Origin of the sequence: Bradyrhizobium hipponense (assembly GCF_008123965.1) — a bacterium.
Lineage (GTDB): Bacteria > Pseudomonadota > Alphaproteobacteria > Rhizobiales > Xanthobacteraceae > Bradyrhizobium > Bradyrhizobium hipponense.
The window spans coordinates 1-783 of record NZ_VSTH01000312.1 but is presented as its reverse complement, the minus strand read 5'-3'; the positions used below and the strand labels follow the sequence as shown (position 1 = coordinate 783).

Below are 783 nucleotides of genomic sequence, written 5' to 3'. Positions count from 1 at the left end.
GGGAGTACACCTCCGCCGCCGCCCGAGATCCCGGGTTCGCGCTGCGCCCCGGAAGACCGGCCAAAACCGGCCCGTCGCCTTGACGTCCCGCCGCTTCCCCCCTATACGTCCGCCGCTCCCTGCAAGGACAGAGAATTTGCCCCCGTGGCGCCCCGGATGGCGGCCGCACATCGTTGGGGGAAAGATTGAGGATTTGAAGCCATGTCTCGCCGCTGCGAACTGACGGCCAAGGGCCCCCAGGTCGGCCACAAGGTCAGCCACTCCAACATCAAGACCAAGCGCCGCTTCCTGCCGAACCTGGTCAACGTGACCTTCATCAGCGAAGCCTTGGGTCGCAACGTGCGCCTGCGCGTCTCCACCAATGCGGTCAAGAGCGTCGACCACAATGGCGGCCTCGACGCCTATATGCTCAAGGTCAAGGCCGACGTCCTGTCGCCCCGCGCCCTCGAGCTGAAGCGCGCGATCCAGAAGAAGGTCGGCGAAGCGCAGCCCGAGAAGCAGGCGAGCTAAGCGAATTTTCGGAATGGGCGGGGGCTAAGTTGCGTCGCGTGGCGTAGGCTTAGCCAGTAGAGTTTTGTGTAGCGGTCGGATCGGAAGATCCGGCCGTTTTTGTTGTGAAGTCACGAAAATAGCCTATCTCGCAACGCCTCGTTTTGGATAAGGTACAACGAACTACAAGTAATAGTTGCTAGACAGGGGCTGGCTACGGGCAGACTGCGACGCCACGCAATTGTGTGTTCAGCTATCGGAGGAGCGGTGCTCCGTACGCATACGACGAAGACC

Annotated in this window: 1 protein-coding gene; it reads left to right on the top strand. The window is 61.7% G+C overall.

The features are described from left to right. Window positions 1–201 precede the first annotated feature (201 nt). Complete coding sequence (gene rpmB, locus FXV83_RS42265; protein ID WP_148745892.1) at window positions 202–510, top strand: 50S ribosomal protein L28; 309 nt, start codon at window positions 202–204, stop codon at window positions 508–510. Window positions 511–783 lie beyond the last annotated feature (273 nt).